The 25,899-nt window shown below is 43.0% G+C and carries 16 protein-coding genes and 5 pseudogenes; 14 read left to right on the top strand and 7 right to left on the bottom strand.

The features are described 5' to 3' along the window. Positions 1-219: 219 nt before the first annotated feature. Both devC and LC605_RS13675 read right to left on the bottom strand, forming a co-directional pair. On the bottom strand, positions 220-1,374 hold the full coding sequence (gene devC / locus LC605_RS13680) for an ABC transporter permease DevC (RefSeq protein ID WP_229548071.1): 1,155 nt from the start codon (positions 1,372-1,374) through the stop codon (positions 220-222). Positions 1,375-1,541: 167 nt separating this feature from the next. Next, entirely contained in the window at positions 1,542-2,966 is a 1,425-nt protein-coding gene (locus LC605_RS13675; RefSeq protein WP_229548070.1) for an HlyD family efflux transporter periplasmic adaptor subunit, read from the bottom strand. Positions 2,967-3,877: 911 nt separating this feature from the next. On the opposite strand from LC605_RS13675, the gene LC605_RS13670 reads away from it, so the two are divergent. Both LC605_RS13670 and LC605_RS13665 read left to right on the top strand, forming a co-directional pair. After that, entirely contained in the window at positions 3,878-4,060 is a 183-nt protein-coding gene (locus tag LC605_RS13670; RefSeq protein ID WP_229548069.1) for a hypothetical protein, read from the top strand. Between the two features lie 281 nt (positions 4,061-4,341). After that, a complete protein-coding gene (locus LC605_RS13665) occupies positions 4,342-4,722 on the top strand; it encodes a type II toxin-antitoxin system RelE/ParE family toxin (RefSeq protein ID WP_229548068.1) in 381 nt (126 codons plus the stop codon). 44 nt (positions 4,723-4,766) lie between these two features. Here the strand turns inward: LC605_RS13665 and LC605_RS13660 are convergent, their stop codons facing one another. Further along, complete coding sequence (locus LC605_RS13660) at positions 4,767-5,504, bottom strand: phycocyanobilin:ferredoxin oxidoreductase (RefSeq protein ID WP_229548067.1); 738 nt, start codon at positions 5,502-5,504, stop codon at positions 4,767-4,769. A 789-nt stretch (positions 5,505-6,293) separates the two neighbouring features. On the opposite strand from LC605_RS13660, the pseudogene LC605_RS33355 reads away from it, so the two are divergent. The 6 genes and pseudogenes from LC605_RS33355 to LC605_RS13630 all read left to right on the top strand — a co-directional run. Next, a pseudogene (locus LC605_RS33355) lies at positions 6,294-6,440 on the top strand (integrin alpha); the annotation flags it as partial. Positions 6,441-6,447: 7 nt separating this feature from the next. Further along, positions 6,448-6,645, top strand: coding sequence for a hypothetical protein (locus tag LC605_RS13650; RefSeq protein WP_229548085.1), 198 nt, complete (start codon positions 6,448-6,450; stop codon positions 6,643-6,645). Beyond that, positions 6,561-6,905: pseudogene (locus tag LC605_RS33350) on the top strand (integrin alpha); the annotation flags it as partial. The gene LC605_RS13650 and the pseudogene LC605_RS33350, both read left to right, overlap by 85 nt. Positions 6,906-6,911: 6 nt before the next feature. Then, a complete protein-coding gene (locus tag LC605_RS13640) occupies positions 6,912-8,327 on the top strand; it encodes a hypothetical protein (protein WP_229548082.1) in 1,416 nt (471 codons plus the stop codon). 57 nt (positions 8,328-8,384) lie between these two features. Then, the gene (locus LC605_RS13635) at positions 8,385-10,412 is read left to right on the top strand and encodes a hypothetical protein (RefSeq protein WP_229548066.1); all 2,028 of its coding nucleotides are present in this window, start codon (positions 8,385-8,387) and stop codon (positions 10,410-10,412) included. Next, a complete protein-coding gene (locus LC605_RS13630; protein WP_229548065.1) occupies positions 10,369-10,728 on the top strand; it encodes a hypothetical protein in 360 nt (119 codons plus the stop codon). The genes LC605_RS13635 and LC605_RS13630 overlap by 44 nt, the downstream gene beginning before the upstream one ends. Positions 10,729-10,782: 54 nt before the next feature. Here the strand turns inward: LC605_RS13630 and LC605_RS13625 are convergent, their stop codons facing one another. After that, a complete protein-coding gene (locus LC605_RS13625) occupies positions 10,783-11,376 on the bottom strand; it encodes a nucleoside triphosphate pyrophosphatase (protein WP_229548064.1) in 594 nt (197 codons plus the stop codon). 107 nt (positions 11,377-11,483) lie between these two features. Beyond that, entirely contained in the window at positions 11,484-12,029 is a 546-nt protein-coding gene (gene psbP, locus LC605_RS13620) for a photosystem II reaction center PsbP (RefSeq protein ID WP_229548063.1), read from the bottom strand. 616 nt (positions 12,030-12,645) lie between these two features. Between psbP and LC605_RS34160 the strand changes: the two are divergent. From LC605_RS34160 to LC605_RS13600, 5 genes and pseudogenes are all read left to right on the top strand, one after another. Next, a pseudogene (locus LC605_RS34160) lies at positions 12,646-12,795 on the top strand (tetratricopeptide repeat protein); the annotation flags it as partial. A gap of 920 nt (positions 12,796-13,715) precedes the next feature. Then, entirely contained in the window at positions 13,716-14,588 is an 873-nt protein-coding gene (locus tag LC605_RS13615) for a hypothetical protein (RefSeq protein ID WP_229548062.1), read from the top strand. Positions 14,589-14,662: 74 nt separating this feature from the next. Continuing rightward, positions 14,663-15,100, top strand: a complete 438-nt coding sequence (locus LC605_RS13610) for a hypothetical protein (protein ID WP_229548061.1) — start codon at positions 14,663-14,665, stop codon at positions 15,098-15,100. Between the two features lie 1,531 nt (positions 15,101-16,631). After that, a complete protein-coding gene (locus LC605_RS13605; protein WP_229548060.1) occupies positions 16,632-20,216 on the top strand; it encodes an NB-ARC domain-containing protein in 3,585 nt (1,194 codons plus the stop codon). Positions 20,217-21,106: 890 nt separating this feature from the next. Continuing rightward, positions 21,107-24,658, top strand: coding sequence for an NB-ARC domain-containing protein (locus LC605_RS13600; protein WP_229548059.1), 3,552 nt, complete (start codon positions 21,107-21,109; stop codon positions 24,656-24,658). Here the strand turns inward: LC605_RS13600 and LC605_RS34155 are convergent. Both LC605_RS34155 and LC605_RS13595 read right to left on the bottom strand, forming a co-directional pair. Further along, positions 24,627-24,797, bottom strand: a complete 171-nt coding sequence (locus LC605_RS34155) for a DUF3854 domain-containing protein (RefSeq protein ID WP_369010354.1) — start codon at positions 24,795-24,797, stop codon at positions 24,627-24,629. The two genes, LC605_RS13600 and LC605_RS34155, sit on opposite strands and share 32 nt — an antisense overlap. Before the next feature lie 202 nt (positions 24,798-24,999). After that, a pseudogene (locus tag LC605_RS13595) lies at positions 25,000-25,170 on the bottom strand (DUF3854 domain-containing protein); the annotation flags it as partial. Positions 25,171-25,370: 200 nt separating this feature from the next. On the opposite strand from LC605_RS13595, the pseudogene LC605_RS13590 reads away from it, so the two are divergent. Next, positions 25,371-25,899 (top strand): annotated as a pseudogene (locus LC605_RS13590) (hypothetical protein); the annotation flags it as partial.

Raw genomic sequence — 25,899 nt, 5'->3', positions numbered from 1 at the left:
AAGTTAGTGTTTTCCAGGGAGAACTGTAGGAACTAAGTAGGTAGGCACAATTAAAGCTAACTGGCTAAGGCTGTCATTTGTCATTTGTCCTTCGTCATTTACAAGGGTTTTAAGCCTATTTACGTTTCGTAACATATTTAGGTTTTTTCGCGCCAACTTACTTATCACTAATATTTATTGATTGAAAATAGAGTTACAAATCAGATATATTTTAACTAGTTAAAATATATCTGCTGGGTCGGCAGAACGTAATTTTCGGACTGCGATCGCACCGGAAATAATACACATTAGCATAGTCAAAATCAACACCATTACTGCACGATCAACACTCATAAAAACTGGTAAAAGGGTTGCTTCTCTAGCACTTTTGTACATAAATAAAGCAAAAACAATTCCCGGTAAATATCCTAAAACTGCTAACAACAAAGCCTCTTGAAGAATTACTGTCAACAAATAGTTTTGTGTATAGCCTATTGCCTTGAGAGTAGCGTATTCAGCTAAGTGATCTGCAACTTCTGTATAAAGGATTTGATAAACAATCACAGTTCCGACAATGAAACCCATGACAGTCCCTAATGTGAAAATAAACCCAATAGCTGTACTATTTGCCCAATAATTACGCTCAAAATCAATAAATTCTTGTTTAGTTAAAACATTTACCTCATTAGGTAAATACTTGCGTAATTCTTGGGCAACAACTTGAGCATCTGCTCCCGGTTTTAATCTAATTAGCCCAATATCAATTAATCCTTTTTGACGATTGGTGAATATGCGTAAAAAATTAAGATCACTCGTAATTAAATTACCATCTGCACCAAATGATGCACCTAATGTAAATAGTCCTTCTACTTTAATTCGCCGCCTTCGCACTTCTGCTGTTACAGTTTTTCCTTGGTCATAATTCGCAGCAATTGGGCCATACTCTACTCTAGAAGAACGGTCAAATAGAACGACATCAGGTAGTTTAAGTTTATCTAAATTTTCCTCAACTCCAGGTAAGTTAAGTAGGTTAGTTTCTGGGTTAATTCCAAATATCAGGATACTCCGAGGACGACCTGTTACAGGATTTTTCCAGATTGTAAAGTCTAAATATATCGGATGTACTGATTGGACTGTGGGTAACTCTAAAGCTTTATATAACCGTCTTTGAGAAAAGCTCCTCATGGCCAGAACAGCGCTAGATTGACTATTGATTAAAACAATCTCGCCCTGTAGGCTGCTATGAAATCGAACGTTACTATAATATAAAGCATCTCGGAAACCGAGTTGCATGAACATTAAAATATCAGCAAAAGCAATTCCGGCTAAAGCCACAGCTAGGCGAGTTTTTTCTCTTGTCAGTTGTAGCCAAGACAGAGGTATTTTTTGATTCATATTATAGGCATATAAGTCAATAGGGTTCACTTAAGGGCTGAAACTCTTTTTTTTACGAACCACAGAGGCGCAGAGAACACAGAGAGAAGAGAGAAGGAGGAAATGCTTAACCCAAGTGTATTGGCATATAAGTACAGTTAAAATAATTCGTAATTCGTCATTAATTATTAATTATTAATTTCCACAACAACTTTGGCGTAAGTCAAACCAGAAACTTTCTGGCTATCTTCTGGAGGTAGAGCAATTTTAACTTCTACAACTCTGGCGTCCACATCTGCTGCTGGATCTGTATTCAGTACATCTTTTTTACCAATTTTTCTGCCAATTTCAGTGACAGTTCCCTTTAATTCGCCGCTAAATGCACCATTGTCACTGGTGATAGTAGCGTTTTGACCAATACGGACTTTACCAATGCTGTCTTCGGCGACTTCAGCAATCACAAACATTTGGCTGGTTTGGCCAATTTCTGCAATGCCATTTGCACCGATCGCTTCGCCTGACTTGGTGTAAACCTTTAAAATCTCTCCAGCGATTGGTGTTTGGACGTAGCTTAACCTCAGTTCTGCTTCAGCTTTTCTGACATTTGCGATCGCATTACTAACTTGGGCTTGGGCTACTTGCACATCGGTAGGACTAACATCTAAAATTCTGCTTAGTTTGGCCTTTTCTTCATCGATTTGTCTTTGCAAAGTTGCTAAAGTTTTGTCACGGTTAACTTTGGCTTCGATTAACTGCTGTTGCAAAGTTGCTAAATTTTGGACTTGGTTAGCTCTAGCCTCAGCAAGTTGCTGTCGTAGGGTTGCTAATGTCTGCTTCAAGGTAGCTTGGCTTTCAGCAACCTGTTGATTAGAAGTTACTGCACTCAAGCGTCTCCTGTCCCGCTCTTGCTGAGAAATAGCACCTTCTCTGTATAAAAAATCATAACGTCCGGCATCTACTTGGGCATTGCGCTGTTCGGCTTGGATACGTGCAAGGGTTGCTCTGAGAGTATCTCTTTGCCCACTGAGTTCAGCTTCTAGGCGATTTACTGTTGCTTGTTGAACAAGTTTATCCCCACTTAACTGAGCTGCAATCCGCGCGATCGTTGCTTGTTGAGCATCCCTTTCCCCAACAAACTGCGCTTGTAGGCGAGCAATAACTGCTCTTTGGGCTTGAATATCTCTTGGAGATCCAGCCCTGACTTGCGCTAAATTGGCACTGGCTTCTTGGACTTTCGCTTTTGCTTCTTGTAGTCCGGCTATTTGGGTATCGCGGTTGTCCAAAATTGCCACAATTTGACCTTGCTTTACCTGTTCACCCTCTCTCACCAGAAGTTGCTGAATTCGTGACGATGGTGCTAATCCTGAAGATGGGGCGGACAATTTAACAACTTCGCCTCGCGGTTCCAAACGCCCTACAGCACTAATGCTATTGCTAGATGGCATTATTGGTGCCGATGTAGTTAGTTTTCTTAACTGCTCAATTTTGGCCGTACCTAATATCCCAGCAGCGATTACTATTGGCACAGCTACAGCGATACCCCACCAAATCTTAGGTTGTTCACTATTAAGTGGCTGCTCACTTGGCTTTGGCTTTTCAGTCACCCTTGACATAGTATGTTGCCTATTATTTACCTGAATTGTGCTGGTGGAAGTAAAAATAAAAGGGTTTTTAATCAACAGCCAGTCGTTTAAGACAAACAACAGTGGTTTAAAGCTGGGTATGGCTTAAAACAGTTATCAGTTATCAGTTAAAAATTGTAAATCAACCCTTCGACTAGCAAGAGGGTAAATTGGGAGTCAGAGTCCCCCACTTCTAAAAAGTGGTGTGTTTGGTGTCGTGGTCAAATAAGAGACACCAAACCGTGATAACTGATAACTGTTGAGTGTTCACTGATTTAATAACTCTGAGTATTATTGAGACATGAGTGCAATGATAGTTAGCAGAATTTACAAGCAGTATAAATCTAGATGTAGAGACGCGATATATCGTGTCTCTACACAAAATCCTAAATTGGTATGATGCGGTGCTATACTGCTAAGTAAGTCGGCAAGAATAAATCAAACTATGTTACGAAACGTAAATACACCTTAAACCCTTACAAATGACGAAGGACAAGTGAAAAATGACAGCCTTAGCCAGTTAGCTTTATTTGCGTCGCTCTACTTACATTCATTACGGCTATAGTTAGTCACAAAATTGAAAAGAAACATCAAAAACAGACTGTTGCCTTTGTTGAACACAATCTTGCTACAAAAATTAGTCTCCCTTAAGTGAATCAACGATTAGCTGACTAAAAAATATCTGTCAACTTGAGTATTTCTAACATCAGAGTTTCCTTAACTTTCTGGTCAAAGAGTGAGCTGTCTCTAGTTACTTGCATCTACCAAGACAACAAACCATTTTGTGATATTCGCTTCAAAGACCTTACTTTTCTGGCTGCTGCTTTTTTTGGACTCCATTAAACTCTCGTTGAATGAATTCTACATTTATCCGTTACGCGAAAACGTAACAGAGCTTACAGATGGAGAACTGTGAGTCTCGCAAACCAAGCAAAGGTGAATCCCCTAGCATTAAAGAAGCAAAAGATAACTTGGAGAAGCCCGAACCAGGGAAATCAACCAGCACCCGCTCAACTAGCAGAGGGAAATGGTATGCAGTGAATCTGGAATTGCCGCATGAAGGCGGGATAGCTGCACTAGACTAGAAGTAGGTTGAATTGACTCGATATTTAACAACACTATACATTATCCACGAATGCAATTGAAACCACAGCGACAATTAATGAGAGTGGACAACTTACGCTCGATAAATCACTGGGATTCATCAAACCACAGCGCGTTCGTGTTATCGTCTTACTTTCCGAAGATGACGAAACCGATCCTGATGAAACACCTACAGAAGTTGTTATAGAAGGTATTCGCCAAGGTTTACACGAGGCTTTAACCGGACAAACTATTCCCCTCTCAGAAATGTGGTCAGGCATTGATGCAGAGTGAACCATCGTCAATCCAGATCGCTCTTACACCTCGTTTTAAAAGGGATCTTCGAGAACTTGCCAAACGCTATCGTTCAATTCGTACCGATCTCCAACCCTTAATCGAGCAACTTCAAGCAGGTGAAATTCTCGGTGATAGAATCGCTGGAGTTAAATATCAGGTTTTCAAAGTTCGTCTTAAAAATAGCAACATTCAAAAAGGAAAAAGTGGAGGCTATCGAGTCATTTATTATCTGAAAACTGATCAAGGAATTATACTCACTACAATTTATTCAAAATCCGATATTTCAGATGTTAGTAATGAAACAATTGAAGAAGCAATCGCGCAATATGAGCAAGAAATTCAAATAGCCGATAATTCAGATGCATAAAGGGATATGCTGTCCTCGATCCACAAAATTGACACGACTTAAGCCTAATTTGGGAGATCGAATAAAACTGTAGTCATGTAATGTTCTGCCCAAGCTGTGCCAAAGGCTTTTTCTAGGACGCGGCGGGTTTTATCGTTTTGCTGCTGTTTGGTGCAGTAGTTGTGTTGTCCGGCAAGATTTTGCGTGACTTGTTCAACTGAAACAGGATGTGAGGCGATCGCTTGGGTGCAATGGATGTCTAAAAAGTCTCGCACTCGCGAAAGAAACATTGTTTCTTCTTCAGCAGAACTGGGGCGGACAAAGATGCAAAAATCCGAAAAAATATTTCCCCATTCAGGTAATTCACGGGGTTGGGAAAAGTTAACCACTGTTAGCTGTGTGAGTGCAGAAGTATAAGATTCTGGTAAAGTACGTTCTACTTGAATCGGAGAAAGGTCTGCGATCGCTGCACTAATTTGCCCTCTACCCCCAACTAAATCGCAACCGAACATCGGCAGGTTGTATTCTGGACGCGGAAACATGACGCAGTGCAGAATATCCAGCATATTGCCGATTTTTGCCAGTTCCAAATGCATTTTCCGAAACTGGGGGGTTTGATAGCAACGGTTTTCAATCGTCAGTTTTTCGCCTTCTAATCTACCTTCCACATACCCCAACTCATCAGGCAAATGGTAGGGTGATAGATCAAGGTGCTGATGCCAAGCTGCCTCAATACAATCAGCTAGCTGACGAATTAGGGGATGTTGTTGCTCACGCAGCGAGGGCATAGAAGTAAATGACATATTCTAGTTGGGAATGCGATCTAGTGGCCAGTCTACAACTTGTCGTGCCGTTTCAACAGATAAGTGGTTAGCTCACATCTTGCACCTAGCCCTAGCGATTAGAAATCGCGGCTATACAAACTTTCGTCCACCTCCGTGGACTAAGAGGAAATCAAGGGTTTTTAACCCACGGAGGTGGGTTTTGTCTGTGTAGCCGCGACTTCCAGTAATAGGCGAATAGAATTCGCTACTACACAAACTTTCGTCCACCTCCGTGGACTAAGGAAAATCAAAGGTTTTTAACCCACGGAGGTGGGTTTTGTCTGTGTAGCCGCGACTTCCAGTCGCCAAGGCTTTAGCCAACAAAGGCGCAAATGTTGGGTTTTTGTTTCTCAACATACTAAAATTAAACGTAATTTTACCACAATAACGCCCAGTTTATTGACAATTTTAGATATTCATCAGAATATTTAGGTGGTTTAACGGTTATCAAAGTAATTTTTGTTTACAAAGTCAAATCAGTTGACTAGGTGACACCAAAAGATCGCTATCAATACAATTCGTAATTTTAAGCTTTGTAACTCGTGATTAAATTTCCTAATTACGAATTACGAGTGCTGTAAATGCGCGGCTAGAAACCATATCTGCACAAACAAAACCTGCCTTTCCTTCCCTACGAGACGCTAAAGGAACGCAGGTTTCAAAACTTTAATTTGTTAGTCGGCGCAAGCCTAAAGAGTTTGCGTAGCCGCCAATTCCATTTACCAAGGCTCTCGACTTCCTCAATTACTATAAACATAGGATAAAATCGTGGTTATTTCATCATTTAATCTCTCTAACCTCGACGGCGCTAACGGCTTCACCATCAACGGCATCGCAGCGGGTGACTACTTAGGCTATTCTGTCAGCAGTGCCGGAGATGTCAACAATGACGGCTTCGACGACTTGATTATCGGGGCAAGACTTGCCGACCCCAACGGCACAGATTCTGGGCAGAGCTACGTGGTGTTTGGCAGCAGCAACGGCTTTAGCTCCACTCTCAACCTCTCTAACCTCAACGGCACTAACGGCTTCACCATCAACGGCATCGCAGCGGTTGACTACTCAGGCTGGTCTCTTGGTAGTGCCGGAGATGTCAACAATGACGGCATCGCTGACCTGATTATCGGGGCACCCTATGCCTCCCCCAACGGCTTATATTCAGGGCAGAGCTACGTGGTGTTTGGCAAGAGCAACGGCTTTGACGCCACTCTCAACCTCTATAACCTCGATGGCACTAACGGCTTCACCATCAACGGCATCGCAGCGGTTGACTACTCAGGCTGGTCTCTTGGTAGTGCCGGAGATGTCAACAATGACGGCATCGCTGACCTGATTATCGGGGCAGCCTATGCCTCCCCCAACGGCGAATATTCAGGGCAGAGCTACGTGGTGTTTGGCAAGAGCACAGGCTTTGACGCCACTCTCAACCTCTATAACCTCAACGGCACTAACGGCTTCACCATCAACGGCATCGCGGCGGGTGACAGATCAGGCTATTCTGTCAGTAGTGCCGGAGATGTCAACAATGACGGCATCGCTGACCTGATTATCGGGGCACCCTATGCCGATGCCAACGGCACCGATTCTGGGCAGAGCTACGTGGTGTTTGGCAAGAGCACAGGCTTTGACGCCACTCTCAACCTCTATAACCTCGACGGCGCTAACGGCTTCACCATCAACGGCATCGCAGCGCGTGACGAATCAGGCTGGTCTCTTGGCAGTGCCGGAGATGTCAACAATGACGGCATCGCTGACCTGATTATCGGGGCACGCTATGCCGACCCCAACGGGTACTCTTCTTCTGGGCAGAGCTACGTGGTGTTTGGCAAGAACACAGGCTTTAGCGCCACTCTCAACCTCTCTAGCCTCAACGGCTATAACGGCTTCACCATCAACGGCATCGCAGCGAATGTCGAATCAGGCTCTTCTGTCAGCAGTGCCGGAGATGTCAACGACGACGGCATCGCTGACCTGATTATCGGGGCTTATGGTGCCGGCCCCAATGGCTCAGGTTCAGGGCAAAGCTACGTGGTGTTTGGCAACACAGGCTTTAGCTCTACTCTCAACCTCTCCACCCTCAACGGCGCTAACGGCTTCACCATCAACGGCATCGCAGGGAATGACTTATCAGGCTATTCTGTCAGCAGTGCCGGAGATATCAACAGCGATCGCTTCGACGACCTGATTATTGGGGCACCCGGTGCCGACCCCAACGGCTCAGGTTCTGGGCAGAGCTATGTGTTATTTGGCGGGACGAATATCGGCGGCACTCCTGAAGTGACAGGAACTCCCCGTGCAGACACTCTCCCAGGCACAATTAACAAGGATATCATCGACGGCAAAGCTGGCAATGACACCATCGACGGTAAAGCTGGCAACGACCTGCTCCAAGGCGGTGCTGGCAATGATATTCTCATCGGCGGTGCTGGCAATGATACCCTTATCGGTGGCATCGGTGCTGACAGATTCCTTTACGATACCAATGCTCGCTTTGACAGTTCTGCTATTGGTTTAGATACCATCTCTGATTTCAAACAGTCCCAAGGTGACAAAATTGTACTGGATAAGACTACCTTTAGTGCAATTACTTCTGCTGTCGGAACCGGTTTTAGTAATGCTAGTAATTTTGAAGCCACGTCTTTAGGGGCAGCCAGCACTGCTGTGATTGTTTACAACCCTGTAACTGGGCAGTTGTTCTACAACTCCAATGGTAGCGTCGCTGGTTTTGGCATCGGTGGTCCCTTTGCGGTTCTAACTGGTGCTACAACTCTGGTTGCATCAGATTTTGTGTTGCAAGCGTAGTTCGCCTAAATAGTACAAACGCGATTAATCGCGTCTCTATAAACATAGGAGAAAATCATGGTTATTTCATCATTTAATCTCTCTAACCTCGACGGCACTAACGGCTTCACTATCAATGGCATCACAGCGGGTGACAACTTAGGCTATTCTGTCAGCAGTGCTGGAGATGTCAACAATGACGGCTTCGACGACTTGATTATCGCGGCATACGGTGCCGACGCCAACGACACAGATTCAGGGCAGAGCTACGTGGTGTTTGGCAGCAGCAACGGCTTTAGCTCCACTCTCAACCTTTCTAACCTCAACGGCGCTAACGGCTTCACCATCAACGGCATCGCAGCGGGTGACACCGCCACTTCTGTCAGCAGTGCCGGAGATGTCAACAATGACGGCATCGCTGACCTGATTATCGGGGCAGTCTATGCCGACCCCAACGGCTCTTTTTCTGGGCAGAGCTACGTGGTGTTTGGCAAAAGCACAGGCTTTGACGCCACTCTCAACCTCTATAACCTCGATGGCACTAACGGCTTCACCATCAACGGCATCGCGGCGGGTGACACCTTAGGCAGGTCTGTCAGCAGTGCCGGAGATGTCAACAATGACGGCATCGCTGACCTGATTATTGGGGCAGAGAGTGCCGACGCCAACGGCACTAATTCAGGGCAGAGCTACGTGGTGTTTGGCAAAAGCACAGGCTTTGATGCCACTCTCAACCTCTCAGACCTCAACGGCACTAATGGCTTCACCATCAACGGCATCGCAGCGGGTGACTGGTCAGGCTTTTCTGCAAGCAGTGCCGGAGATGTCAACAATGACGGCATCGCTGACCTGATTATCGGGGCAGTCTATGCCGACCCCAACGGCATCGATGCTGCTGGGCAGAGCTACGTGGTGTTTGGCAAAAGCACAGGCTTTACCGCCACTCTCAACCTCTCCACCCTCAATGGCGCTAACGGCTTCACCATCAACGGTATCACAGCAAGTGACCAATCAGGCTTTTCTGCAAGCAGTGCCGGAGATGTCAACAATGACGGCATCGACGACCTGATTATCGGGGCTTATGGTGCCAAGGGCGCCTCCGATTTTGGGCAGAGCTACGTGGTGTTTGGCAAGAGCACAGGATGGAGCGCCACTCTCAACCTCTCTAACCTCAACGGCGCTAACGGCTTCACCATCAACGGCATCGCATATGGTGACCAATCAGGCGTTTCTGTCAGCAGTGCCGGAGATGTCAACGGCGATGGCTCCGACGACCTGATTATTGGGGCAAGACTTGCCGACCCCAACGGCACTGATTCTGGGCAAAGCTACGTAGTGTTTGGCAACACAGGATGGAGCGCCACTCTCAACCTCTCCACCCTCAACGGCGCTAACGGCTTCACCATCAACGGCATCGCGGCGGGTGACTACTCAGGCTGGTCTGTCAGCAGTGCCGGAGATGTCAACGGCGATCGCTTCGACGACCTGATTATCGGGGCATGGGGTGCCGACCCCAACGGCACCGAATCTGGGCAAAGCTATGTGTTGTTTGGCGGGACGAATATCGGCGGCACTCCTGAAGTCACAGGAACTCCCCGTGCAGACACTCTCAACGGCACAATTAACAAGGATATCATCGACGGCAAAGCTGGTAACGACACCATCGACGGCAAAGCTGGCAACGACTTGCTCTCTGGCGGTGCTGGCAATGATATCCTCATCGGCGGTGCTGGCAATGATACCCTTGTCGGTGGCATCGGTGCTGACAGATTCCTTTACGATACCAATGCTCGCTTTGACAGTTCTGCTGTTGGTTTAGATACCATCTCTGATTTCAAACAGTCCCAAGGTGACAAGATTGTACTGGATAAGACTACCTTTAGTGCAATTACTTCTGCTGTGGGAACCGGTTTTAGTAATGCTAGTAATTTTGAAGTCACTTCTTTAGGGGCAGCCAGCACTGCTGTGATTGTCTACAACCCTGTAACTGGGCAGTTGTTCTACAACTCTAATGGTAGCGTGGCTGGTTTTGGCATCGGTGGCCCATTTGCGGTTGTTACTGGTGCGCCAACTCTGGTTGCATCAGATTTTGTATTGCAAGCGTAGTTCGCCTAAAATACCGATTTCCAAGCTTGGAACAGCAAACGCCGAGCTTGGAACCGCTAACGTCAACCCTGTAGCAGCTAACGTCGAGCCGGGAGCTGCTAACGTCGAGCCGGGAGCCACTAACGTCGAGCCGGGAGCCACTAACGTTAAGCCGGGAACCACTAACGTTAAGCCGGGAGCCGCTAACGTCAAGCCGGGAACCGCTAACGTCAAGCCGGGAACCACTAACATTAAGCCGGGAACCGCTAACGTTAAGCTGGGAGCCGCTAACGTTAAGCCGGGAGCAATGCGTGTTAACTTAAGCCCTGGCGAATAGAATTCGCGGCTATACAAACAAAGTCCACCTCCGTGGACTAATACAAAATCATAACTATTGCCAAAAATTAGTGACATCATATCCCAATTCCCCTAGCATCTGCCGCAGCAGGGGTAAACTGAGTCCAATTACATTGCTGTGACAGCCTTCAATTTTTTCGACAAAGAAACTACCAAAACCCTCAATCGCAAAGGCTCCAGCACACTTGAGTGGTTCACCAGTGGCAACGTATGCTTCAATGGCCTTGTCGCTCATTTCGGCAAAGTAAACTTTTGTGACTTGAGACTTGACTAAAGTGCGGTTTTGCTCTAAATCAATTAAGGCATGACCTGTGTACAAATCGCCAAAGTGACCTTGCATTATCTGCCAACGAGCGATCGCTTCTGAAGTGTCTGCTGGTTTGCCGTAAATTTCACCATTCATGGATAAAACTGAATCACAACCCATAATCAAAGCCGATTCAAACTGCGAAGCTACAGTTTCCGCCTTGTACTGGGCAAGAGTTTTGACCAATTCTGCTGGTTCACTCAGTTCAATTTGCGACTCGTCAAAATCACTAGGTTTAACTATCGGTTCAATACCAACAGTTTGCAGCAAGCGGCGACGGGCTGGGGAAGCTGAGGCAAGTACAAAAGGTGGAATTTTCATGATCTGATCAGCTTGTTAATTGGGCATTGGGCAACTCAATTTCAGATTTTGGATTAAATTTCAATCTAAAATCGAAAATCTAAAATTCTTACTCCCCACAGACCCGATTAATAAACAGAAAAAGAATTAACAACCTCATCAATCATTCCTTTAACTCTCTGCCAGCGTTTTTCAGGAATTGAGGCGTTGAAGGTAAAAAGTTTACCACGGCTAACAGCGACGCTGGCAATGTTGTGCCGTTGCTGTTGATTGGGGAGTTTAACCTCATACTCTAAAAGGTAGTATGTTTTACCGTCTACTTCTCGCTGCGCGGCATTGACCAATTCCGCCGAACGACCAGAGTCAGGAGGCGCCAGAGCTGCTTTTCCTAATTTATATCCTACTTCTGTTGGGGTTCCCAATTCTGACAAAGTTTTGCCTTCTGGAACGGGGCTAATCACAACGGAAACATTTTCAGACACTTCAATCAAATCGTGGAAAACCACATCTGGCCCATTGGCAACTTTGACTGGCAGCCAGCCGTTAGGATATAAAAACTGATAGCCATCACTAGTGTCTACAAAGCTTTTGAGTCCAGCCGCAGCAGCTACACCAGAATTACTCAGACTGAAGCTCAATACCAATAGCAAAATTAATACAATTCGTTTCCACATTTTTACAGATTCCTTTGGGCTGGAGATCACACCAGGCAAGCATCATTCCTCGTTTTTATTCTCCCACCAACCGTGACGCTTCGCATGATGCATTAGATTGTAAGGGTTCAATGCCCAAATGTCGGCAAATACTCCTTGGTGTATCGCCTTACTGGGGAAGCGGCTTGAAATCTCTAAGAGGATGTTTGAAAAGTAAGCGATAATGCTCAGGTTATTTAATCTACTTTAACTTTTATCTAAGTAGAGCGACGCAAATAAAGCTAACTAGCTAAGGCTGTCATTCGTCATTTGTCATTTGTCATTTATAAGGGTTTAAGGCGTATTTGCGTTTCGTAATATAGTTTGGTTTATTCTTGCTGACTTACTTACTTTCCAGCTTACCATCTGTATCCATTGGCTATTGCCCATTCAATCGAGGCTTGAGCCTACCACACTGTTGGCTTCAATCAAGCTCAAAGGCTCATTCACGAATATTAAAAGCTCATTTACAGTCAACAATGTTGTGCGATCGCTAAATTTTCTTGTCAAACGGGTGAGACACCTTGATTTACAATACACTCACACCTGGATTGGTCACAAACCAAGCTGTTGACGGTAAGCGAGTCAATATAAAGAAGCATTACAATCTTGGCAACAAGCGCTGACAATCTATCAACAAACAGGGAATCAACTTGAAGTTGCCAAGACTTTGAATCAGTTGGGAATAGCTTACTTTGCCTTTGGAAAATACCAAAATGCAAAAGAATTTTACGAAACTGGGAAATAGAGAAGCTAAAATAACTTATCTTTATCTTAAGTTTCTTATCTTGAGTTGCAAAAGTTTTGTAAATTTAGGAAACTTGATTACATCAAGCATCTACCAATCAATTACATAAACGAGGGTGCATAAGATGAGTAATCAGCTATGCTACGAAATATTTGATTTGTCCACATTGCCTCTGCATAACCTTTTTCTGTAGTCCTAAAAGTATGGAATTTTCTGGCTATCTAAGTACAATATTTCATAAATTCGTAGCGAATTCTCTTTGCGTTCCTACCCTACGGGAAGGCGAAGCGCCTATGCGCTTCCCTTTGCGCCCCTACCCTGCGGGAAGGCGAGACGCCTATGCGTTTAAATTTCAACACTCAATTCGCCACGAATTAATGCTGCATCTGTACTAAGTCGTTTTTGACCCCCTGTTTTCTTGTGAATGTCTAGCACAACTCACAATTGGACATTGCCTCTCTCAAATAAAGTCAGGAATTGCCCCTATCCCAATAATCCGAGGTAGTGGTCAAGATGCTGGAAGACATGGGAGTGCAATATGAGTTTGGTATTTTGGGGGGTGCGATCGCATTCCTCTAGCACAAGCTTTAACACAGTTTAATCGACTTATTTGACTGGTGATTTTTTGGATTGTCGCTTGTTGAACGTCTAAAGTAGCTCAAACCCCTGTAGTGTCTACATTTTATCCCAATACGCTTGGGTTAAGGCTAAAACTCTTTGCCAAAGTCAATTTTTTTTACGAACCGCCAAGGACGCCAAGGACGCAAAGAGAAGAAAGAAATGCTTAACTGAACTGTATTGCATTTTATCCATTCAAGCTCATTTGTTTAAAATGCTTGGTGTAGCTGGGTTTCATCAGTTATTTAGCTTATTCTGCAACAACTCTAATTCTGTAGCAACCGTAACTGAGGAAACGAAGTATGCGTAACGACTTTTTAATTGATACTGAATCAGCACGTTTTGTGTCTAAAGAAACAGTGAAAAATTCTAACTGCACTCATAAGGATCGACCCACTTCTGCCGGAAGTGGCGATCGCTTTTCCCCAAAGATGATGAATGCAGACAGCATAGCCAAAACCCAGAAACTTTTAGATCAGGCGATCGCATCTGCCTGGCACACAGTGAAATCTGATCGCAGATTACCTATCTTGACCCCTATCCACTGGGTATGGCAACTGGCAGCTTCTTACCATCTAACTCACACCTACCCGCTACTGATAAAAGAAGCTTCTGGGCGCTTTGCTGCATTTGGTCGGACGAGTTTAGCACAGTGGGCTGCACATAAAGCTAAAGAAGAAACGGGTCATGACCGACTTGCTTTGCTTGACATCCAATCGATGGGATACAAAGCTGAGGCTGTAGTGGAAGCACTTATTCCCATCAGTGCAGTGGTTTTAGTGAATTACTTAACTCAGAGTGTATATGCTCAAGATCCAATCGGTTGCGTTGGCTATTCCTATACGCTGGAACGTTTAGCGACAGGCATCAAAGAAAAGCATATCCAGTCAGTTGAGGCTTTGCTGCCATCAGACATTGTAGCCACCCGTTGTCTGCGCGTACACAGTAGTGTCGGTGCTGATGTAGAGCATATGGAAGAAACGCTTGAGATGGTTGCAGGGCTTGCTGCCCAAGAACGCCACCGTGTGGCGATCGCTTGTTACGAAACTGCCCTGTTGTACTTCAGCCCACCTGAAGAAGATTACATTTCAGATAAAGAAGTGCAACATATGTTGAAACCTCTAGAGTCACGTACACGTATACAACCGAGAGTTGACATTCAGTGCCTCACCTAATAGCCAAGGCACCCAGAACAGTCCTTCCAAAGTTTCCTAGTTGAGTCCAAATAATTTCATTGAGGATGCTATTGATGTTATCAACCAAATTGTTTACTTACATTGCCTCTACTTTCTTGGCTAATACCTTGATTGTTAAATTATTGCCACCAGTATATGCTAGTCCGACTGAGCCTATTGAATCTAGAAATACTGTAGAGAAGCTAACGCTAAATCCATCATCTCTAACTTATACAGATGGCATCTTGCTCCAAGATAACGGTGCGGAAGTTTACTCAACTCATTTCAATCAAGGTGAAGTGATTCCATCTCTCTTTAATTCTAAGGGTTCAGGTTTCACCACCACCACAACAATTACAGCTATCGAGCAGCAATTTTTGATTCAAGATTTTGAGAGTAAAATTATTGATAACGATGTCGAAAATTTAAATAGCATCCAACTTGACTTGGACAGCATTTTGGCTCATGAGTTTGATCAAAAAGGGATGCTTATAGCAAGGTGTTGCTTGTAGAGTAAATATCTTTTCTAACCAAAATTGTATTTAGGATAAAACTTCATCCTAAATACAATTTTTACGTTGAGTAAGTTGGCGCGAAAAAAGCAAATGTTCTGTACAATTGATTCCGGCGTTTGAGTAAAGATTATCAGTTTTAAGTAGAGCGACGCAAATAAAGCTAACTAGCTAAGGCTGTCACTTGTACTGAGCGAAGTCGAAGTATTTGTCATTTGTCCTTCGTCATTTATAAGGGTTTAAGGTGTATTTACGTTTCGTAATATAGTTTGGTTTATTTTTGCCGACTTACTTACACGGAGTTAAGAAGTCATTTACAAAGTAAATATTAAGTAGGGTGTGTTACGGCTATGTAACGATTTGAGCGTTTGAGATAGTAGAAATTAGCCGTAATGCACCCTACAATTTAAGGTTTACTTTAGAGGATGTTTTAAAAGTCTTTTTATTGGTAGCAAAACGTTCTAGATCCCCCTAAATCCCCCTTTTTAAGGGGGACTTTGAAAGGTTTTGCCCCCCTTTTTAAGGGGGGTTGGGGGGATCAATAAGTACCTAAAATCACAGCCAACCACTTTTAAGCACAATTACTATTGACAAAATGAATTTTACCTTGACTTGTCACAAATGATCTTACAGAGCAAAATTCTCTGTTTCCTAATAAGTACGTTGGTGCGAAAAAAATCAAGTATGTTACGAAACGTAAATATGCTTAAAACCTTTACTAATGACTAATAGACATCTCCAGAAATTAATTATGCGTTGCCTGAAACCCTTGTAGAGACGTAGCAGTGCTACGTCTCTACATTCATTTTCACCAGATGTCTAATGACAAATGACCAATGACAAATGACAGCCTTAGCCAGTTAACTTTAATTGCGCCAACCTACTTACAACAGTTTGATATTTGTTGAGTAATCCTAACACTTGAGAAAATATTTTTGATTGCTCCTCAAAATGACTATTTCCCAATTTGGGTAAAAATTCCCAATATATTGGGAAAACATAAAAGATCATTATACGATCTACCCTTTGATAGATGTTGTACTCTAACCCAAATGGTAGGTTTTAAATGATGTTGCATTTAACTGAATCAAACTTGCTTTCAATACAAATTTAGCAATAAATAGTTATTTTTAAACTTGCATAAATCATTAAATTAAACTCTGAGAAATCTTCATAAGGCATTCTTTACTCGCTCTCCAGTGAGTAGTGTATGAGCTTGCCTTTGGCGGTTGCTGAATTCCAAAGAGACACGTCGGAGGCGATCGCGTCATCAGATTTTAAGTACGTTGGTGCGAAAAAACTCAAGTATGTTACAAAAAGTAAGTAATCTCAAAACCCTTACTAATGACAAATGACGAATGACAGCCTTAGCCAGTTAACTTTAATTGCGCCAACCTACTTACTTTTTAGATGTTGTTAGCGCTGATTCCATCTCTAACTAGCCTTTGAGCCAAATTAATGATCGTGGAGAACACTACCTTGAAAGTGGAGTTACGGACTATTGCCTTAAAAAAATAGGTACTGATAATTTATGAATCAGAACAAGCCAAAACGTAATCGTGGCGTTCTACTGACTCGTGAAGGCTGGCAAAAGTTTCAGAGGGCGAAACTTGAAGCGGAATTTCGAGAGAAATCTGGCTCTAAGTATAGCCTCGAAGAAATAAGTGAACGCGCTGGATTAACTTCAAACACACTCGCCAAGATACTTGCCAACCAAGAAGGAGTCGATAAACGAACGCTTGTTTATTTATTCATGGCATTTAACTTAGAGCTAAACCCCCAGGACTATTCCAAGTTAAATCTTGATTTAGCAATACTTCAAGACTTGAATTTTCCGAAGCGCGTTGATTGGGGAGAGACAATTGATGTATCTCTTTTCTATGGACGCACAGCCGAACTAGCTCTTTTGGAGCAATGGCTCATCCAAGAACGCTGTCGAGTGGTGGCGCTGTTGGGAATGGGAGGAATCGGTAAAACCTCTCTGGCTGCTAAGTTAGCACAAAAGGTTCAAGGATGCTTTGACTACGTTATTTGGCGATCGCTCTATAATGCTCCTCCACTTTTTGACCTCCTAGCTAATTTAATTCAATTTGTATCTAAAGAGCAAGTTTTAGAAACTGACTTACTAAAAAGTGTAAACGGCAGAATCTCACAACTGATTGAATATTTGCAACAACACCATTGTCTCATCATCCTTGATAATGTTGAAACCATTTTACAAACAGGCGCTTATGCTGGATACTATCAAGAAGGCTATGAGGATTATAGCTTTCTGATCAGACGGTTAGGACAAGTTCCCCATAATAGCTGTTTATTGCTGACTTCTCGCGAAAAACCCAAAGACGTGGCGTTAGAAGAAGGACAAGCATTGCCTGTTCGTTCATTACAACTGAGGGGTTTGAAAGAGGAAGAAGGAAAAAAAATTTTTCACCTAAAAGGTTTGTCTGGAGAAAAGTCCGATGAGAAAGTACTGATTGAGCGTTATTCTGGGAATCCATTGGCTTTGAAGATAGTTGCAACGACTATTCAAGATGTTTTAAATGGGAATATTTCTGAGTTTTTAAACCAAAAAACCGGAGTTTTTGGTGATATATACGCTGTTTTAGAGCAGCAGTTTCAGCGCTTATCTAATTTAGAGTATGTGGTAATGTACTGGCTGGCAATTAATTGTGAGCCAATTACACTCTACGAATTGCAAGACGATTTGATGTCACTAGTAACATCAAACCAATTATTAGAAACTTTAGAGTCTTTAGTAAGGCGAAATCTGATCGACAAGTTTCAGTCAACGCTAAATGAAAGAAGTGGCTTCTTCACATTACATCCTGTACTAATGGAGTATGTGACTAGGAAATTAATTAAGCAAACTTCTCAAGAGATTGCAAGTCAAGAATTTGTACTTTTTAAGTATTATGCTTTGAGTAAAGCTCAGTCCAAAGACTACACTAAAGAAGCTCAAATACGTTTAATTGTCAAGCCAGTTTTAGATGAACTTCTCGTTATTTTTAAAACCACAAGCAGGTTAGAAAATCATTTAAATGAAATTCTAGTAAAGTTGCAAGGAGGATCTCTACTAGAACTTGGATATACAAGCGGAAATATTCTCAATTTGCTTCGTCAGCTAAAGATCGATTTAAGAGGTTATGATTTTTCTAATCTAAGCGTTTGGCAAGTAGATATGCAAAGTGTAAATTTACCTCAAGTGAGTTTCCAAAATGCTAATCTAGCCAAATCAGTTTTTACTAAAAACTTCAATAGAATTTCTGCGGTAACATTCAGCCCTAACGGGGAAATTTTAGCAACGAGTGACGCAAATGGCAAGATTTGCTTGTGGCGAGACTTTGCTGAAAGCGAACAACTTTTGACCTGTTTAGGACATATTGATTGGGTTGGAGCGATCGCCTTCAGTCCGAATGGTAGCACTCTTTGCAGTGGGGGTACTGACCTAAATGTAAAATTGTGGGATGTTAACACAGGTGAATGCCTGAAAACTTTAACGGGACATCCTGAGCAGGTACGAACTGTTGCCTTTAGTCCTCAAGGTAAAATTCTAGCTTCTGGCAGCGATGATCAGACAGTACGTTTGTGGAGTGTCACCACCGGCCAATGCTGCAAAGTTTTACGGGAACATACTGGTTCAGTATTATCAGTTGTTTTTAACATGAAAGGTAATATTTTAGCCAGTGCTAGTAGTGATAAAACGGTGAAGTTATGGAATTTTCTTACAGGAGAATGCGTCAAAACTTTACAGGGACATACCAGTTCGGTTTGGTCAATTGCTTTTAGTCCGGATAGTCAAACCTTGGTTAGTGGTGGTGATGACCACACTGTGAAACTGTGGAAAATATCGGATGGTAAATGCTTCAGAACTTGCCAGGGACATAGCGATAGAATTAGGTCTGTCGCCTTTGCTCCTAGAGGTAATATCGTGGCTAGTGGCAGTGATGACCAAACTGTAAAGCTTTGGGATATTAGTACAGGAGAATGTGTCAAAACTTTGCAGGGACACACAAGTTTGGTCTGGTCTGTTGTTTTCAGTCCGGATGGTCAAACCTTAGTTAGTGGTGGTGATGACCAAACTGTAAGGTTTTGGGATGTTTGCACTGGTCAAGCCTTAAAAATCTTGCAAGGATACAATAATGGGGTGTGGTCTGTTGCTTTTGCTCCTAGTGGTCAGACCATAATTAGCAGTAGTGATGACCAAAGTATAAAGCTGTGGGATGTTGCGGATGGAAAGTGCTACAAAACTTTGCGGGGACACTCTAATCGAGTCCGAACTGTTGCCTTTAGTCCTCAAAGTAATGTCTTGGCAAGTGGCAGTTATGATCAACTCGTAAGGCTGTGGGATAGCAGCACCTGCCAATGCTGCAACATCTTACGGGGACATACTGGCTGGGTAAAGTCAGTTGCCTTTGCTCCTGGAGGTAGAATTCTGGCCAGTGGCAGTGATGACAAAACTGTGAGGCTATGGGATGTCAACACTGGTAAAGTCTTGAATATCTTGGAACATAGTCATGGAGTATGGTCTGTCGGCTTTGCTCCTGAAGGGAATATTCTGGCCAGTGGCAGTGATGACCAAACAGTCAAGCTTTGGAATATTAGCACAGGTGAATGTCTCAAAACTATGTTAGGGCATACAAGTTGGGTATTGTCTGTGGCTTTTAGTCCTGAAGGTAATATTCTGGCCAGTAGCAGTAAAGATAAAACAGTGAAGCTCTGGGATGTTAGCACAGGTGAATGTCTTAAAACTATGTTGGGACACACAAGTTGGATATTATCTGTTGCTTTTAGTCCTGAAGGTAAACTCTTGGCTAGCAGTAGCGTAGATCAAACAATCAGGTTGTGGGATATCCAATCCGGTCAATGTATTAAAACTTTACATGGTCATACCCACTGGATCAGGTCAGTTGCCTTTAGTCCAGATAGTCAAACCCTGGTAAGTGGTAGCGAAGATGAAACTGTTAAATTATGGGATGTTTTGACAGGTGAGTGCCTAAAAACTTTAAGAAACGAAAGACCTTACGAGGGAATGAATATTACTGGTGTTACAGGTTTAACTCAAGCAACTATTGCTTCTTTAAAAGTTCTAGGAGCAATTGAGAATCAATCTTCCTAGCTTTACTTTGCTTCTATTTTGTTTTGAGCCTAGAGAGGAGAGGCGACTCATAATTAAGGGAGTTTTGATTTTAGTCGTTGCATTTAAGTAGAAGGCAGCTAAGTTGGAGGTAAAAGCTGTTTTTCACAATACTCCTCCAAAATTATTTTCTCGTTCAATGGAAACTGAATTGTTAAATTAACAGCATTTTTTCGGGGCATTGTGATTGACTTTTAATTACTTTTCAAGTACTATTATATAGAAACTACTACTTACAAAGATGAATCTAAACTTAGAGATAGTGCCTGATGATTTTGCTCTCATTAGAGTAAATACCTGTAACCTCACCTAATTGATATTTATCGAATGAAGAAACTAAAAGTTTATTCCTAATAAAATTGTCGCAAAATAATGCTAAAAGTGGCTAAAACCTTTTTAAAATGGTTTTTAGTTGTCAACATAAAGTTTTTTGAATGTTTGCTGTGGCTGGTTTTTACCAATTATTTAGCTTATTTAGCAACAATTTTAAATTATTAACAATCCTCTTCTATACACGCAAGCAGTACAGGAGCATCCCAATTTTGCAAATCTACTAAGATAATGAGTCGTCATTGTGAATGAAGCGTTCGCGTTAGCGTCTCGTAGAGACGCTAACGCGAACGAGACGCTTTGCGAACGCTTCACTACGTTACGCTGGCAATGACAAATTATGTTTTTACACATTTGGGATGCTCCTAGCAGTAGGAGTTTATTAAGTACGTTGGTGCGAAAAAAGTCAACTATGTTACGAAACGTAAATAAATTTAAAACCTTTACTAATGACAAATGACGAATGACAAATGACAGCCTTAGCCAGTTAACTTTAATTGCGCCAACCTACTTACTCCAAATAAAATTCTTGCTAAAAAATTATGAAACCCGAGAAACTCAAACGCAATCGTGGACTTATACTGACTCGTGAAGGCTGGCAAAAGCTTCAAAATGCCAAACTTGAGTGGGAATTTAGAGAAAACAATGGCTCCAAGTCTACTCTAGAAGAATTAAGTGAACAGATTGGGATTACTAGTGTCACTTTTAGGAAGGTACTCACTCGTGAAGCCGGGGTTGACAAACGGACGCTTGTTAGTTTGTTTATGATGTTTAATCTAGAATTAGATAAGAACGATTATATAAGCCCAGACTCTGATTTAAAAGGGCAGGAAGACTTGAAAAACCCCAAACGTGTTGATTGGGGAGAGATGGTGGATGTATCTGTTTTCTATGGACGTACAGCCGAACTGGCTCTGTTGGAGGAATGGCTCATCCAAGAACGCTGTCGAGTGATGGCGCTGTTGGGAATGGGAGGAATTGGTAAAACCTCTCTGGCTGCCAAGTTAGCACAAAAGGTTCAAGGATGCTTTGAGTACGTTATTTGGCGATCGCTCTACAATGCTCCCCCACTTCTTGACCTTTTAGCTAACTTAATTCAATTTTTATCTAATGAGGAGATTTTAGAAACTGATTTACCAACAAAAGTAAATGATAGAATATCAAAACTAGTTAAATATTTGCAACAACAGCGCTGTCTCATCATCTTGGATAATGTTGAGACTATTTTGCAAACAGGCGCTTATGCTGGATGCTATCGAGAAGGCTATGAGGATTATGGCTTACTGATAAAACGGCTAGGGCAAGTTATTCATCGAAGCTCTTTAGTGCTGACCTCTCGAGAAAAACCTGAAGACGTTGCGTCGTTGACAGGAGAAGCACTGGCTGTACGCTCATTACAACTCAGTGGTTTAGAAGTAGTAGCAGGGCAGAAAATCTTTGAAGCCAAGGGTTTTTCTGGCTCAGAGTCAGAATTACCAGCGGTAGTTGAGCGTTATGCAGGCAATGCCCTAGCTTTGAAGATAGTGGCGACAACCATACAAGATGTTTTTGATGGTAATGTTACTCAATTTCTGCAACATTACACGGCTGTTTTTGGCAGCATTCGGGATCTGCTAGACCAGCAGTTTTCACGCTTGGCAAATTTAGAGAAAGATATAATGTACTGGCTAGCAATCAATCGTGAGCCAGTTTCGCCATCAGAAATACGAGGAGATATCGTATCACCAATACCAGCAGAAAAATTACTGGAGGCTCTGGAGTCTCTGGTACGGCGTTCCTTGGTTGAAAAAAGCACAGCACTCTTCACGCTACAACCTGTAGTCATGGAGTATGTGACTCAGCAATTGATAGAGGAAGTTTGTGAGGAAATTGTTACTCAAAATATTGATTTGTTTAGGTGTCATGCTTTGATGAAAGCAACAGCGAAAGACTATGTTAGGGAGACTCAAATTCGGCTCATCATTGAGCCAGTTATAGATGGGTTATTCGCTGTTTTGAGAAGCAAAAAAAACCTTGAAAATCAGCTAACCCAAATTCTAGCAAGCCTACGAGAGACATCACCGCTAGAACAAAGTTATACAGCTGGGAATATTCTCAATTTGCTTTGTCATTTAGAGACTGATATCAGTGGCTATGATTTTTCTTTTTTGAGTATTTGGCAAGCAGACCTGCGGTCTTTTAAATTGCACGATGTAAATTTCCAAAACGCCCATTTTAATAAGTCTATTTTTGCTGAAACCTTCGGCGGTGTGTTGTCGGTAGCCTTTAGTCCTAATGGCAAACTTTTAGCTATAGGTGATACTAATGGTGAAATTCACTTGCGGCAGCTTGCAGATAGCAAACAAATCCTTATCTGTAAAGGGCATAGTAGCTGGGTTATATCACTTGCCTTTAGTCCAGATGGTAAAACTCTTGCCAGCAGCAGTGGTGATTACACTTTAAAGTTGTGGGATATTGATACAGGTCAATGCCTGCAAACTTTGCAAGGACATGAGCAAGAGGTTTGGTCAGTTGCCTTTAGTCCAGATGGTACTACGCTAGCGAGTGCCAGTGATGACCAAATGATCAAGTTATGGAATATTAGTACTGGGAAATGTTTCAAAATCTTGCAGGGACACACAAGTTGGGTACACTCGGTTGCTTTTACCTCAGATGGACAGATGCTAGTAAGTGGTAGTGATGACCAGACTCTGAAGTTATGGAATATCAACACGGGTGAATGCCTCAAAACGTTCCAAGGACATCATGATGGAATACGGTCAATTGCTGTTAGTCCAGATGGACAGATGCTAGCAAGTAGCAGTGAAGACTATACGGTGAAGTTATGGAATATTAATACTGAGAAATGTCTCAAAACCTTGCAGGGACATTGCAATGAAATATATTCAGTTGCCTTTAGTCCCCAAGGCAATCTGCTGGCTAGTGGCAGTCATGATCGAACTGTGAAGTTATGGGATATCAGTACTGGTGAATGCCTCAGAACCTTTCAGGGACATTCCAGTTGGGTATATTCAGTTGCTTTTAGTCCACAGGGCGATCTCCTGGCTAGTGGCAGTTATGATCAAACGGCAAGGTTATGGGGTGTTCACACTGGTCAATGCTTCAAAACATTTAAAGGATATACTGATCAGATACTCTCAGTTGCCTTTAGTCCGGATGGGCAAATGCTGGCTAGTGGTAGTCACGACTTTTCAGTGAGGCTGTGGAATGTCAGCACAGGTCAAGTCTTGAGAACTTTTCAGGGGCATGGTGCAGCCGTCTGGTCGGTTGCTTTCTGTCCTGATGGTCAAACACTCGCTAGTGGCAGTGAAGATCAAACAGTCAGGTTATGGAATGCCCGCACAGGTCAAGCCTTGGAAACTTTTCAGGGACATCGTGCCCTAGTCTGGTCGGTTGCTTTCTGTCCTGATGGTCAAACACTCGCTAGTGGCAGTGAAGATCAAACAGTCAAGTTGTGGGATGTTAATACTGGTAAAATTTTAAGAACTCTTGAGGGACATCATGCAGCAGTTTGGTCAGTTGCCTTTGGTCCACAAGGCGATCTCTTGGCTAGCGGCAGTCATGACCAGACGGTAAAGTTATGGGATGTTAGTACTGGTAAGTGTAAAAGAACGTTGGAAGGGCATAAGGCTTGGGTTTGGTCAGTTGCATTCAGTCCAGATGGCAAATTACTGGCAAGTACTAGTCCCGATAAAACAATCAGATTGTGGAATATTCACACTAATGAATGCGTCAAACTTTTGCAGGTAGATACAGGTTGGTTACAGTTAGCTGCTTTTAGTCCAGATAGTAGGATACTAGCTTGTTGCAACCAAGATTTCACAGTTCAATTATGGGATGTTAGTACGGGACGATGCCTCAGAACTTTGCAAGGACATACAGGCAGGGTTTGGTCAATTGCTTTTAATCCTGATAATCGAACTTTGGCTAGCAGTGGCGAGGATCAGACCATTCGGCTATGGGATATAACAACAGGTAATTGCTCAAAAACGCTCAAAGCAGAGAAACCTTATGAGCAAATGAACATTAAAAAAGTTACAGGTTTAAATACAGCGACTATTGCTACATTGAAATTATTAGGAGCAGTTGCTTAAAAAATTTATCTATGGCTAAAATGCTAAAAAGCTTGCCATGAAGTGCTTGAAAAACTGACCACCGGGTTTTAGGTTTAGTTTCGTGGTCAAATAATATAATGAACTTGCGCCCCGCCTCAGCCATTGGTACTAAGTACAATATTTCATAAATTCGTAGCGAATTCTCTTTGCGTTCCTACCCTACGGGAAGGCGAACGCGAGTGCGTCTGGTAGAGTTGCGCCTATGCGCTTCCCTTTGCGCCCCTACCCTGCGGGAAGGCGAACGCGAGTGCGTCTGGTAGAGTTGCGCCTATGGGTTTAAATTTCAACCCTCAATTCACCACGATTTTATGCTGCATCTGTACTAAGTCAGGATGCAACCGTTCATCGAAATCTTGTTTGCCCACGCGCCCGTTCCAAATTCCCGGCAGTGCGATCGCTACAAACCCCATACTGTGCAAGCAAGCAGCCTTCTTCTCGCCCTCGCATAAGATAAGCGGAATCTCTGGATGCTGCTTTACCCACTCCCAGAAAGTGATTTGTATATCTTTTTGCTGCAATTCGATGTTCAATTGTTAACCCAAACCTGCCACTGCCCCACTTTCATCACCATCAGCATCGTCGGTTTCCTTTTTAGTAATTTTAAAGATAAGTATCATCTTTGACACAAATATAAATAGACACCGTATGATTTTGATTGGTGAAAAGTAGGTTTTTCAGCAGGACAATGTATATGGGTTTACCGACTCGACAGCAACGACACCAACAATTAATAGAGCAATATGTCCTATCGCGCCGTACTATGCTAGCTCTATTAGGTCTAGCTTGTGCCCCTGGCTTGGAAAACTTAGTCAAAGGCGATACTCCCTCTTCAAAGCCAAGTCCTCCTGCCAATCCACAGATCCCAACTTTACCGCAACATGAAACACTGGCAAGTCAGCAAGAGCGTCAACAGCAGTTAGAACAAACACGTCAACAATATCAGATCGGATTGCGGCTACCGACTTCTGTGCGTGTGGCAACTTTACCCATCCAAGAGGTTTTTTCTGAAGGGTATAACAAGAATCGGGTAATTTTGTCACAGAAAGTGGCAGCAAATCAACAGGCATTTTTGAAGAATCCTCAGTTATTTCTCACACTGGAAAACTACGCTGCGGTTTTTCCAGTTTTGCCTTTACCAGATGTCGCCAAGACTTTCCGAAGTGATGCCAAATTCACGCAACAGCGGCTTTCTGGCCCCAATCCAATGGAATTAACCAACG

This window comes from Nostoc sp. CHAB 5836 (assembly GCF_020829445.1).
Taxonomy (GTDB): domain Bacteria; phylum Cyanobacteriota; class Cyanobacteriia; order Cyanobacteriales; family Nostocaceae; genus Nostoc.
Note: the sequence above shows the minus strand (reverse complement) of the source record. Positions and strands in the feature narration are given on the sequence as shown.